Origin of the sequence: Martelella mediterranea, assembly GCF_004342225.1 — a bacterium.
Lineage (GTDB): Bacteria > Pseudomonadota > Alphaproteobacteria > Rhizobiales > Rhizobiaceae > Martelella > Martelella mediterranea_B.
In genome coordinates this window covers 75,303-87,869 of sequence record NZ_SMAR01000011.1, presented here as the reverse complement: position 1 = coordinate 87,869, position 12,567 = coordinate 75,303, and the positions used below count along the sequence as shown (strand labels likewise).

The 12,567-nt window shown below is 56.6% G+C and carries 13 protein-coding genes; 8 read left to right on the top strand and 5 right to left on the bottom strand.

Annotated elements, in window-relative coordinates; translation table 11 throughout:
- Positions 1-22: 22 nt before the first annotated feature.
- From EDC90_RS09420 to EDC90_RS09400, 5 genes are read left to right on the top strand one after another with little or no spacing between them, the layout of a single operon-like run.
- Positions 23-967 (top strand): ABC transporter permease, encoded by a 945-nt coding sequence (locus tag EDC90_RS09420; protein ID WP_132310855.1) that lies wholly within the window; start codon positions 23-25, stop codon positions 965-967.
- Positions 964-1,782, top strand: a complete 819-nt coding sequence (locus tag EDC90_RS09415) for an ABC transporter permease (protein WP_165972797.1) — start codon at positions 964-966, stop codon at positions 1,780-1,782. Before EDC90_RS09420 ends, EDC90_RS09415 begins: the two co-directional genes overlap by 4 nt.
- Entirely contained in the window at positions 1,779-2,606 is an 828-nt protein-coding gene (locus EDC90_RS09410; protein WP_132310853.1) for an ATP-binding cassette domain-containing protein, read from the top strand. Before EDC90_RS09415 ends, EDC90_RS09410 begins: the two co-directional genes overlap by 4 nt.
- Entirely contained in the window at positions 2,603-3,418 is an 816-nt protein-coding gene (locus EDC90_RS09405; protein WP_132310851.1) for an ABC transporter ATP-binding protein, read from the top strand. The genes EDC90_RS09410 and EDC90_RS09405 overlap by 4 nt, the downstream gene beginning before the upstream one ends.
- Before the next feature lie 60 nt (positions 3,419-3,478).
- Complete coding sequence (locus tag EDC90_RS09400; protein ID WP_132310849.1) at positions 3,479-4,864, top strand: amidase; 1,386 nt, start codon at positions 3,479-3,481, stop codon at positions 4,862-4,864.
- A gap of 85 nt (positions 4,865-4,949) precedes the next feature.
- Here the strand turns inward: EDC90_RS09400 and EDC90_RS09395 are convergent, their stop codons facing one another.
- Complete coding sequence (locus EDC90_RS09395; RefSeq protein WP_132310847.1) at positions 4,950-5,711, bottom strand: SDR family NAD(P)-dependent oxidoreductase; 762 nt, start codon at positions 5,709-5,711, stop codon at positions 4,950-4,952.
- Between the two features lie 108 nt (positions 5,712-5,819).
- Entirely contained in the window at positions 5,820-6,713 is an 894-nt protein-coding gene (locus EDC90_RS09390; RefSeq protein WP_132310845.1) for a LysR family transcriptional regulator, read from the bottom strand.
- A 105-nt stretch (positions 6,714-6,818) separates the two neighbouring features.
- Between EDC90_RS09390 and EDC90_RS09385 the strand changes: the two genes are divergently transcribed.
- Together EDC90_RS09385 and EDC90_RS09380 are read left to right on the top strand one after the other, a co-directional pair.
- Positions 6,819-7,553, top strand: coding sequence for an SDR family oxidoreductase (locus EDC90_RS09385; RefSeq protein ID WP_132310843.1), 735 nt, complete (start codon positions 6,819-6,821; stop codon positions 7,551-7,553).
- Between the two features lie 35 nt (positions 7,554-7,588).
- Entirely contained in the window at positions 7,589-7,801 is a 213-nt protein-coding gene (locus EDC90_RS09380) for a tautomerase family protein (protein WP_132310841.1), read from the top strand.
- A 28-nt stretch (positions 7,802-7,829) separates the two neighbouring features.
- Here the strand turns inward: EDC90_RS09380 and EDC90_RS09375 are convergent, their stop codons facing one another.
- A complete protein-coding gene (locus tag EDC90_RS09375) occupies positions 7,830-8,726 on the bottom strand; it encodes a LysR family transcriptional regulator (RefSeq protein ID WP_132310839.1) in 897 nt (298 codons plus the stop codon).
- A 102-nt stretch (positions 8,727-8,828) separates the two neighbouring features.
- On the opposite strand from EDC90_RS09375, the gene EDC90_RS09370 reads away from it, so the two are divergent.
- Positions 8,829-9,455 (top strand): NADPH-dependent F420 reductase, encoded by a 627-nt coding sequence (locus EDC90_RS09370; protein ID WP_132310837.1) that lies wholly within the window; start codon positions 8,829-8,831, stop codon positions 9,453-9,455.
- Between the two features lie 69 nt (positions 9,456-9,524).
- On the opposite strand, the gene lysS is transcribed toward EDC90_RS09370, so the two are convergent.
- The gene (lysS, locus tag EDC90_RS09365; protein WP_132310835.1) at positions 9,525-11,018 is read right to left on the bottom strand and encodes a lysine--tRNA ligase; all 1,494 of its coding nucleotides are present in this window, start codon (positions 11,016-11,018) and stop codon (positions 9,525-9,527) included.
- A gap of 1 nt (position 11,019) precedes the next feature.
- Positions 11,020-12,486: a glutamate--tRNA ligase gene (gene gltX / locus EDC90_RS09360; protein WP_132310833.1), complete on the bottom strand. Its 1,467-nt coding sequence runs from the start codon at positions 12,484-12,486 to the stop codon at positions 11,020-11,022.
- Positions 12,487-12,567: the final 81 nt, after the last annotated feature.

Sequence of the window (12,567 nt, the reverse complement as noted above, 5' to 3'; positions counted from 1 at the left end):
AATCCCGAAGGACTTTTTCAAGATGCGTCATATCACCAGATCGCTGGCAGGGCTGATCCTCACCCTGCTCGTGATTTCCTTTGTCATTTTTCTGGTCATGGAGGCTGTGCCAGGTGATCCGGCCGAGATCATGCTCGGCACATCTGCGGCACCCGACACGCTTGCGGCACTGCGCGAACAAATGGGCCTCGATCAGCCGTTTTTTGTGCGTTATCTCGATTGGCTCACCGGTCTGCTTCAGGGCAATCTCGGCGAAAGCTACACCTATCGCACGCCCGTTTCCGACCTGATCGGTGAACGGTTGATGGTCACTCTGCCACTGACCGGCCTTGCCGTATTTCTGTCTGTCGCCATTTCGCTTCCGCTTGGCGTTCTGGCCGCAGCACGACCCAACGGCATCATTGACGCATTCGCCTCGCTCTTCGCCCAGATCGGCATTGCCGTACCCAATTTCTGGATCGGTCTTCTGCTGATTTTGGGCATTGCGCTGACGCTTGGCTGGTTTCCCGCCGGTGGCTTTCCGGGCTGGGAAGCCGGTTTCTGGCCTGCCTTGATGGCGCTCATCCTGCCATCAGTGGCACTGGCCATTCCGCAGGCTGCGGTTTTAACCCGCGTCACCCGCGCTGCCGTGATCGAAATCACGAACGAGGATTTTGTCCGCACCGCCCGCGCCAAGGGCGCTTCCCCCTCTCATGCGTTGTGGCGACATGTGGTACCAAACGCACTGATCCCGGTCGTCACCATGCTTGGCATGCAGATCTCGGTTTTGATCGCAGGTGCCGTTCTGGTTGAAAACGTCTTCACGCTTCCCGGCATGGGAACGCTGGCCTATCAGGCGCTTGCCCAGCGTGACCTGATCGTGATCCAGAATGTGGTTCTGTTCTTCGCTGCCATTGTCATGGTCGTCAATTTCATAGTCGATGCGCTTTACACTGTGCTCGACCCGAGACTGAGGACGCGGCGATGAAAAAGATACCCCTGGCCCTTATCATCGGCGGTTCTATCACGGCTGTTCTTGTCACCGCGGCCATTTTAAGCCGGTTCTGGACACCGGTCGATCCAACCGCGATCAATATACCCAACCGCCTGAAAGGCCCCGGTGTCGGCGGCATACTGGGTGCAGATCACTTTGGGCGCGATGAACTTTCCATGATCATGGCCGGTGCCTGGACCTCACTTGGTATTGCCTTTTCGGCCATTGCCATTGGTGGAACGGCAGGCACTGTTCTGGGCGTTGCCGCGGCCGCCCGCCGTGGTCGCTTTGAAGCGCTCGTCATGCGTTTCAACGATGTTCTGTTCGCATTTCCACCTGTGCTTTCAGCCATTCTCCTCGCCGCAATTCTCGGCGGCGGCCCGCTGACGACGATTGTGGCCATCGCGCTCTTCATGATCCCGGTTTTCGCCCGCGTTACCCGTTCGGCTGCTCTGCAAATCTGGGCGCGGGACTATATTCTTGCCGCACGCATGGCCGGCAAGGGCGGCACGCGGATCACCGTTGAACATGTCATTCCCAATATTGCAGCTCAGATTATCGTGCAGATTGCAATCCAGACTGGTCTTGGCATTCTGACCGAAGCAGGCTTGTCCTTTCTTGGCCTTGGCGTTGCCCCACCGACCCCCAGCTGGGGCCGGATGCTGGCCGATGCCCAGACCTATCTTTCCACTGCGCCACATATGGTGCTGGCCCCCGGCCTTGCCATCTGCATTGCCGTGCTTGGACTGAACCTTCTGGGCGATGGCCTGCGCGATCTCACCGACCCCAGACGGAGGCAGGCAACATGATGCTCAACATCCGCGACCTCAGGGTCAGTTTTCAGAACGAAAGCGGTTCGCCGACTGAAGTGGTTCACGGTATTTCGCTGTCGCTCGACAAAGGTGAAACCCTAGGTATCGTCGGTGAAAGCGGCTCCGGGAAGTCGGTTCTCTCGCTGGCAACCATCGGGCTTCTTCCCAAAACAGCAAAACCCACCGGCGAAATACTGTTCAATGGCGATGATCTTTTGAAAATGCCGGAGAAAAGGCTCAGTCAGTTGCGCGGTTCCAAGATCGGCATGATCTTTCAGGAACCGATGACGGCGCTGAACCCGGCCATGCGCGTTGGCAACCAGATCGCCGAAGGCCTGAGACTGCATCGCTCTATCAGCCGGGCGGAAGCCCAAGCCGAAGCCTTGCGGCTTCTGGACATGGTGCAGATCCCGGATGCCAAGCGCCGCATTGAATCCTATCCGCACGAGATGTCCGGCGGGCAGCGCCAGCGGGTCGGCATCGCCATTGCTCTTGCGCTCAAGCCTGACCTGCTGATTGCCGATGAGCCGACCACCGCTCTGGATGTGACGGTGCAGGCTGAAATTCTCGACATTCTGGACGACCTTGTCAGTGAGCTTGGCATTGCGTTGATCCTGATCTCGCATGACCTCGGCGTCATCGCGCGGATCGCTGATCGCACACTGGTGATGTATCGTGGCAACGAGATGGAACAGGGTGAGACAGAGCGCGTACTGCGCCAGCCCGGCCATGACTATACCCGCAAGCTACTTTCGGCTCTGCCACGCCGCGCAAGAGCCGGGCTGGACTTCACGTCGCCTGCACCGGGAGAAGCACCATGAGCAAGCTGCTGGAAATCATCGGTCTTTCGCGTGAGTTCGGGCTGGGCGACGCGACCGTGCGCGCTGTCGACAATGTTTCTTTGTCGCTCGACAAAGGCGAAATCCTGGGCGTTGTTGGTGAAAGCGGCTCTGGCAAGTCAACGCTGGCCCGTATCGTCATGGCGCTCGACAAGCCGACCTCCGGGAATATTCTGTTTGAGGGCGAAGATATCTTCGCGCTGACGGTAGCCAGACTACGCCGGTTCCGGGCCAATTTTCAGATGGTGTTTCAGGACCCTTATGGTTCGCTCGATCCGCGCCACAAGGTTTCGCGCATTATAGCCGAGCCACTCCATCTGGAAGCCAGCGCCCCCACCGGCAAGGACCGGCGCGATCGTGTTGGCGCTCTTTTAGAGGAAGTCGGACTTTCAGCCAGCGATATGGACAAATATCCGCATGAATTTTCCGGAGGTCAACGCCAGCGCATCGCCATTGCCCGCGCACTGATTACCCGGCCAAAGCTGATTGTGGCCGATGAGGCAACCTCTGCGCTCGACCTGACCGTGCAGGCGCAAATCCTCAAACTCATCCGTGACATGCGCGATCATCATGGCGTGTCGGTGCTGTTCATCACCCACAATATCGGCGTTGTCGACGAAATTTGCGACAATGTGGCGGTGATGCAGGCAGGCAAGCTCGTTGAAAACGGTCCTGTGCGTCAGGTTCTCGATGCCCCGCGTGAGGCCTATACCCAGCGCCTTTTATCTGCTGAACCGACGCTGGAGCGGATTGGCCGCCGCAAGCGCCATGCCGGTGAGCCGCCGCCAACTTAGTGCGCGAAAAACGCCTGACCTGAAACATCACTTTTATCTTTTTGAAACCGGATTTCGAACATGAACGAATTTTCCGCAATGAATACCCGCGACCTTTTAAACGCCTACAAGAACGGTGACACGAGCCCCACCGAATATATGCGCTGGCTGATCAGCCACGTTGAAGCTGTGGAACCGAAAGTCTGCGCGCTTTATGCCTTCAAGCCGGATGAGGCACTGAAGCAGGCCGAAGCCTCGACAACCCGCTGGCTGAATGGTGAAACCACCGGTCCGCTGGATGGGGTGCCGGTCACCGTAAAAGAACTGATCGCCACAAAGGGCGATCCCGTGCCACAGGGCACAGCTGCCACAGACAAGACACCGGCCAGCGAAGACGCACCGACCGCTGCGCGACTAAAGGAAGACGGTGCAATCATCTTTGCGAAGACGACCTGCCCGGATTACGGCATGCTGTCTTCCGGTCTTTCCACCTTTCATCATTTAAGCCGCAATCCATGGGACCTTTCTCAAAACCCCGGTGGCTCATCAGCCGGGGCAGCCGCAGCTGGCGCAGCCGGTTTCGGTCCGCTGCACATCGGTACGGATATTGGCGGTTCGGTACGCCTTCCTGCGGGCTGGACAGGACTTTTCGGATTCAAACCAACGCTTGGCCGCATTCCGATCCATCCCTATTACACCGGGCGCTGCGCCGGGCCGATGACCCGCACCGTGGATGATGCTGTCATGGTCATGCCGACCATCACCCGGCCGGACTGGCGCGATGCCACGTCGGTTGATTATCAGGCGCTTGACTGGGATGTGCCACCAGCAAACGTCAAAGGCATGAAAATCGGTCTGATGCTGGATGCAGGCTGCGGCATCGATGCCGAGCCGGATGTGAAAGCGGCTGTGGTTACTGCCGCACAACAGTTTGAGGCCGCAGGTGCAGAGATCATCGAAATACCACCGGTGCTGAAACGGGAATGGCTGGATGGACTTGACGTCTTCTGGCGCGCGCGCTTCTGGGGGACAATGCTGAAGCTGACGGAAGAGCATCGCCAGTCAATCCTGCCCTACATCTTCGACTGGGCCAAAGCCGGTGGCGACGCCAACCCGCTTGATGTCGTCAAAGGCTTTGATGCGACAATGGCAATGCGCGATGCCTGTGCCGCCGTGTTCCAGAAAGTCGATACTGTGCTTTCGCCGGTAAACCCGAACGTCTCTTATCCGGCAGACTGGGCCTCGCCGACCAATGATCCTCAGCGCCCGTTTGAACATATCGCCTTCACCCTGCCCTGGAATATGGGTGAGCAGCCAGCCGCCTCGATCAACTGCGGTTTCTCGACAAGCGGTATGCCAATCGGCCTGCAGATTGTCAGACCGCGCTTTGATGACCTTGGCGTCATGGCGATTGCCAAAACCTACGAAAGCTGGCGCGGGCCAATCTCCAGTTGGCCGACACTCTGACAAGAACAACGAAGGCCCGGATCGCAAAAGCGCAATCCGGGCCTCACATACGCAGCATGGCGCCGCGGGAGAGCTTGTCGAATATTTATTCAGCCGTCATGCCGCCATCGACTGGCAGGCGGACACCGGTGACGAATTTCGCGCGGTCGCTGGCCAGATACAGGACCGCGTCTGCAATCTCCTCCGGTTCGGCATAGCGCTGCAGCGGAATACCGGCGGCAAGACCTTTCTTGGCTTCCTCGCCCTTGCCGGGGGCGAAGCCTTCTTCCAGCGAGCGCATCATCCGGGTTTCAACCGGCGACGGGTGGATCGAGTTCACGCGGATACCATCGCGCGCGCCCTCAAGGGCTGCAGTGCGCATCAGGCCGACAACGGCATGTTTTGAGGTGATATAGGCAGAGACATCCGGTGTTCCGCCAAGACCGGCAACCGAAGACATCAACACGACGTTACCCTTGGTTTTCTTCAGCTCCGGCATTGCGAATTTCAGGCCAAGGAACAGGCCTCTGACATTAACCGCCAGCACTTTGTCGAACATTTCTACCGGATATTCAGTAATCGGTTTCACGACACCCTCTATCCCGGCATTACCGACATAGATGTCGAGCTTTCCGAACTTGTCGACTGCCGCCTTTACGTAGGCTTCCGCCTGCGCCGGGTCGGTTACATCTGCGACAAAGTAATCAGCCCCATCGCCAAGTGACGAAACGGCCTCCTTCAAAGCCTCCTCATCGATGTCCACCAACAGAACTTTGGCTCCTTCGGCCAGCATTCGCTTTGCCGTGGCAACACCAATACCGCCGGAGCCGCCTGTGATAATTGCAACCTTGTTCTGAAGCTCTGCCATGGATGCCTCCTCTATCTTGCGTTCTGTCTTTTTTATGTGTGTGCGGACCGGTCAATTCACAAGAACAGTTACGTAAATTTCATCTTACTGATAGGAAAAATCGCAACGCTAAATCGAAGCTTTGGAAAGTAGATCGCTAACCCAGTCCAGAAACACTCTGAGGCGCGGGGACATCTGCCGATTTTGCGGATAGACCGCCGAAAGCGGCGTTGGCGATGGCGGATAATCGGGCAACACCTCAATCAGCCTTCCGCTTTTCAGGTCATCTTCAAAGCGATAGTGCGGGGCCTGCACCAATCCGAAGCCAAGCCTTGCAAGCTCTGCTGCCGTATCCGAATTATTGGCTGTAACCCGGCAGGGCAGATGAACGAACTCTACACGTCCGCCTGATGTAAACTCCAGCGGCATGACTTCCCCTGTGCGTGAGGAAACAAACCCGACCGCCTGATGTCCTGACAGATCGTCAGGTGCGCGCGGCATTCCGTGAGCCGCGAGATAAGAAGGACTGGCACACGTAATTTCGTTCAATGTCGCAAGACGGCGCACAATCATACTGGAGTCCTCCAGCTCACCGGCACGAATTGCACAATCGACACCTTCGCGAACGAGATCGACAAGGCGATCTCCCTGTCCGAAATGCAGATTGAGCTCTGGATACTGCGCCAGAAATGCCGGAAGCGCCGGTAGCAGAAATGTCTGCGTTAAAAGCGGATGCGCATCAATGCGAAGAAGGCCACGTGGACTGCTATCCCGGAACGCAGTTTCGGTCTCCTCGACGTCCGCAAGAATAGAAATCACGCGCCGATAGAAGGCGGCACCGTCAAGTGTGGGCTTTACATGCCGCGTCGTGCGCTCAAGCAGCCTCACACCGAGACCGGCCTCAAGGGACTTGATTGCTTCTGTCGCCGTCGAGCGCGCCAGCCCCAGGTCATGCGCTGCCGCAGAAAAACTGCCTCGTTCCACGACGCGGGCAAAAAGTTGCATTCGGTCAAGCTTGTCCATGAAGGATTGTTCGCATCTTGCGAATTATAATGTCAATTATTATCGCATTGTTTCCCGTTCATAGCTGATTATTTTCCGGCTATCGACGTTTGAAAGGAGACAAACATGACGGGTCACAAAACAGCTATCGTCACCGGTGCCTCGCGCGGGATCGGGGCAGCAATCGCCCAACGACTTGCCGGCGACGGCGCGAACGTCATCGTCAACTATGCCAACAGCGCCAGGTCCGCAGACGACGTTGTAGCAAGCATTCGCAACGAAGGTGGCAAGGCCGTCGCAATCCAGGCTGATATCAGCAGCACACAGGGCATCAGAACCCTGTTTGATGCCGCCGAAGAGCAGTTCGGCAAGGTCGATATCCTCATCAATAATGGCGGTGTACTCGAACTTGCCCCATTGAAAGACTTCGATGATGAGCGCTTCGAACGTGAAGTCGCGGTCAATTTCGGCGGCACATTCCGCGGCCTTCGCGAGGCTGCAAACAGGCTGGCTGATGGCGGTACGATCGTCAATTTTTCGACCAGTGTCGTCGGCACCAAACTACCGGCCTATGGCGTCTATGCGGCAACCAAGGCAGCCGTTGAAACGATGACCCACATCGCCTCAAAGGAACTCGCTGCCCGCAAAATCACCGTGAATGCCGTCGCCCCCGGCCCGGTGGCGACAGAGCTCTTTCTGAACGGCAAGAGTGAAGAACTGATCGATCGCCTGACCGGCACGATCCCTGCCGGCCGCCTGGGCGAACCGGACGATATCGCCGATGTGGTCGCCTTTCTGGTGAGCGATGCAGCACGTTACGTCACCGGACAGGTCATCCGTGTCAATGGCGGCTTGGTCTAACCCGATTTTATTCTCAACCAGGAAGGATTGCAGATATGCCATTTGTTAACATCAAAACTCCGGAAGCGGCGCTTACAAGCGATCAAAAGGCCGAGATCGGCCACCGTGTCACCGAGATGCTGACCGAGTATTTTTCCGAAGCAGCGCGCCCGCATACGATGGTGCTGATCGAAGAGGTGAAGGACGGCGGCTACTACCGGGCTGACGAAACTTTCAAAATTCCGGAGGCTTACAGAGCCAAGGCATAGGCACACTGTAATAGGGCGAAATACGCCACTAGCCTTCCGGGCCGAAGGCCTCAACCATTGCATCCAGAAAACTTCTGACCTTGGCCGTCGGTCTTCGCCCGGCAATGTAAAACGCATTGACCGGGCGTATCGGTACATCATACCCGTCCAGAACCTGAACCAGCCGCCCCGCCGCCAATTCGTCCCTCATGATCAACTCCGCCCCGAGCGCGATCCCATAGCCTTCCACCGCGGCACGCATCAGCGTAAGCCAGTCATTGCTGCGAATACGCCCGGAAATATTGACTTCCGTCTCTTTGCCATCCTCATAAAAGTGCCAGCAACTGGGCCTGGACAAAGCGCTCTGGCCGAAAACCAGACACTGGTGATGCATCAGATCGGTAGGCTTCTTCGGTTCTCCAAAACGGGCGAGATAATCGGGCGCTGCACAAACGACAATCCGGTACGGGGCAAGCGGCACAGCAACAAGGCCCGGTGCAGGGACGTTGCCGATCCGAATAACCACTTCATAGCCCTCATCTACAGGATCGACGAAGCGATCTTCCAGCACGAGATCAATCTCGACATCAGGGAAACGCGCCAGATACCGCGTCACCATCGGCGCGAGAACGAGCGATCCGAAAGTCTTTGGCGCGTTGACGCGCAACAGGCCCCTCGGATGGCGTCGCATATCGGATGCAAGGCTTTCAGCTGCCTCTGCCTCGCCGAGAATGATCTTGCAGCGCTCATAATAGGCGCGGCCAATATCACTCAAGCTTTGTTTGCGTGTGGTCCTGTTCAAAAGCGTCGCACCCAGACGGTCTTCAAGAAAAACCACATGCTTGGAGACCATTTGCGGCGACAGGCCCGTCTCATTGGCTGCCGCAACGAAAGAGCCGAGATCGACCACTTTGACAAACACGGCCATGCTGGTAAGCCGGTCCACAATTATCCCCTTTGAGTTGTTAGTGACCATTTATATCCGGCATTTATCAACAAATACCAGAGTATTAAAACCCTTTCATCGTTCATTTGAAGGGAAACAGTCATGAAAATAGGAATCATTGGTGCGGGCTTTGTCGGGCGGATTCTCGGCACGAAAGCCATGGAAGTCGGCCATCAGGTCATGATCAGCAACTCACGCGGGCCTCATACCCTTTTCAGCTTGAGTAGTGGCATCGGCTGCGAGGTCGGGACGGTCGATGAGGCCATTGCCTTTGGCAAGATTGTCATCATCGCCATCCCTCTTTTAGCCTACAAGACACTGCCCGCGTCCGCTTTTGCCGGAAAAATCGCAATCGACGCGGTCAACTACTATCCAGAACGCGATGGCCGGATCGAAGCCCTCGATAATGCCACAACGACCACAAGCGAAATGCTGGCAGCGCACCTGCCGGCTGCGCGCGTCGTCAAGGCATTCAACGCTGTCCGCATGATCGATCTGGACGAAAAATCCCGTCCCAAAGGAGCCACGGACCGCGTAGCACTTCCGTTGGCCGGTGATGACCAGGACGCAAAGGCGCTGGTGGCAGAGCTCTACGAAGAGTTTGGCTTTGACAGTATCGATGTCGGTCCACTGTCTGCGGGCTGGCGTTTTGAACGCGACCGGCCAGCCTATTGCACGCTTTTGGGCAGAGCTGACCTCGACACCGCGCTCCGCGAAACAGTGCGCTAAAGCCACGTAAAAACCAAAAGCCCGGGCGAAACCGTCCGGGCTTCTATGATTTAGAGACACAAGAAAGTGTCAGTCCTTCTGACGACGCGCAGGAAACAGGATCACATCGCGGATCGACGGGCCGTCTGTCAGAAGCATGATCAGGCGGTCGATGCCAATGCCAAGGCCGCCAGCTGGTGGCATGCCGTGATCCATGGCATTCAGGAAATCATCATCCAGCTTCTTTTCCATTTCACCGCGGGCATGCGCCTGCTCCAGCTGCTCAACCATACGGCGGCGCTGCTCAACCGGATCATTCAGTTCGGAAAAGGCATTGCCCATTTCCCAGCCGTTGACATAAGTCTCGAAACGCTCGACGAGGCGCGGCTCACCGGGCACTTCCTTGGCAAAGGGTGAAATATCTTTCGGGAAGTGCGTGACATGGGCTGGTTGCAGGAGCGTGCTTTCCACCTTTTCCTCAAAGATGAAAGACAGGCACTCGCCCCACGTCCAGTCATCTTCGATTTCAAAACCGGCAGCCTTCGTGGCCTCACGCGCATCTTCGTCATTATCGATCGCAAGAAAATCAATGCCCGTCGCGTCCTTGACAGCTTCCGGCATCGGCACCCGTTTAAACGGCCCCTTGAAGTTGAGTTCCAGCTCGCCGAATTTCACTGCCGAATCGCCGTGCAGAGAAACAGCCAGGGTCTCAAACAACCGCTCAACAAGACCCATCATGTCTTCGTAGTCAGCATAGGCCCAGTAGCACTCCATCATCGTGAATTCAGGGTTATGCCGGGTGGAAACACCTTCATTGCGGAAGTTCCGGTTGACCTCGAAAACCTTGTCGGTGAGACCTGAAACCAGAACGCGCTTGAGATAAAGCTCCGGCGCAATCCGCAGATACATGTCGATGTCCAGCGCATTGTGATGCGTCTTGAACGGATCGGCAGAGGCGCCGCCATAGATCGACTGCAGCATCGGCGTTTCAACTTCCATGAAGCCCTCGCCCTCCAGGAAACGACGAATACCGGACAGGATTTTCGAACGCTGAATGAAACGCAGCTTGCTGTCATCATTGCTCATGATGTCGAGATAGCGCTGGCGATAGCGCGTCTCGATATCGGCAAGCCCGTGATACTTCTCCGGCATCGGCTTCAGCGACTTGGTCAGCATGGTCAGTTGCTGGGCATTGATCGTCAGCTCACCGCGCTTGGTACGGCGGACAACGCCGGTCACGCCAACGATGTCGGCCAGATCAACCAGCGACCAGAGTTCGCGCACCTCTTCCGGCGTCGTTTCCTTATGCGAGAAGATCTGGATTTTTCCGGAGGCATCACGCAGGTCAACGAACATACCGGAATTGCGCATGGAATAGACACGGCCCGCCACGGTGACGACATCTTCGGTGATCGTATCGTCAGGCAGGTCGGCATATTTTTCAGCCAGTTCCGCATTGGTGATGGTGCGGTGAAAATGTGCCGGGTAAACGTCACCAATCTTTTCACGCAGTAATTCCAGTTTCTGGGCACGCACTTCCGTGGCGTCAGAGGAAAGAGCCTGTTCTTCGGTCTTCTTGTTCATCTTACTTACCTGCCTCTTCTGCGACCATCTTTGCGACAACGCCTTCTGCCGTTTTTAACCGCTGGCGCACAACGGCGCGGCCAAGCACAGCCATGCTGTCAAACAAAGGCAGCGAGCGTGATGAACCGGACATGGCCACGAACAGCGGCGCGACAACGATCCTCAGCTTCTTTTCCATGTCATCGGCAAGCTGGCGCAATGCCTGCTCTACGGTTTCAGCATTCCATTCGACCAGCTTTTCCAGCACGGGCTGAACCGCTTTTAGAATTTCCAAAATCTCTTCCGGACTGGTTTTCTTGATTTTCGCAAACGCTTCGGGCGCCGGCACCATATCGGATGCCAGAAGGAAGCCCATCAGATTGGGCAGTTCGCCGAGCTTTGCGACACGACTGTGCGAAAGCTTCAACCCGTCTTTCAAACGGCTGTTTTCAGCGGCCCATTCCGCCACACGCATGATGAAGTCATCTTCTGAAAGACGCTCGCGAATGAACCGGCCGTTCAGCCACTCCAGTTTCTGCGTATCGAAAACCGCACCGGCCTTGTTCAGATTGTCCGGGTCAAACTTCTCGATCAGCTCGTTCATATCCATCATCTCTTCGCCTTCGGCGATCTGGATGAAGAACAGGCCGAGGAAGTTCATCAGCGCTTCTGACAGATAGCCCTGCGCTGAGTAGTAGGAAATCGAGGTCGGGTTCTTACGTTTCGACAGCTTCGACTTGTCCGGGTTTTTCATCAGAGGCAGATGGAAAAACTGCGGCGGCTCCCAGCCGAAATACCTGTAAAGCAGGATATGCTTCGGCACGGATGCCAGCCATTCCTCACCACGGGCAACATGGGTGATGTTCATCAGATGGTCATCAACCACATTGGCCAAATGATAGGTCGGCATGCCGTCTGCCTTCAGGATAACCTGCATATCCACGGCATCCCACGGGATTTCGACATCACCGTAGACACCATCGGTAAACTTGCAGGACCCTTCTTCCGGGATTTTCATGCGCACAACATGCGGTTCCCCGGCTTCAATGCGAGCTTTGACCTCGTCTGCCTTGAGATGCATGCAAAGGCCGTCATATTTCGGTGCTCGGCCTTCGGCGCGCTGACCGGCACGCATCCGCTCCAGCCGCTCCGGTGTGCAGAAGCAATAAAAAGCGTGACCATCTTCGACCAGCTTGTCGACATAGGGGCGATAGAGATCTTTGCGATCCGACTGACGGTAAGGGCCATAAGGTCCACCGACATCCGGCCCTTCCGACCACTCAAGACCGCACCATTTCAGAGCATCCAACACGTTTTTCTCGTATTCCGGCGTTGAACGCGAAGCGTCCGTATCCTCAATACGCAGAATGAAGGAGCCACCCATCTTTTTGGCGTAGAGATAGTTGAAAAGCGCGGTATAGGCAGTGCCGACATGCGGCTCGCCGGTGGGGGACGGTGCGATACGCAGACGCGGGCCGGTTGTGCTCATGAGATGTTTGTCCATGCTGCCGGCCGGATCGCGAAAGATGGAAGGGCTCAAGCGCCCGGCCGAAAGAGTTCTTCAAAAAAC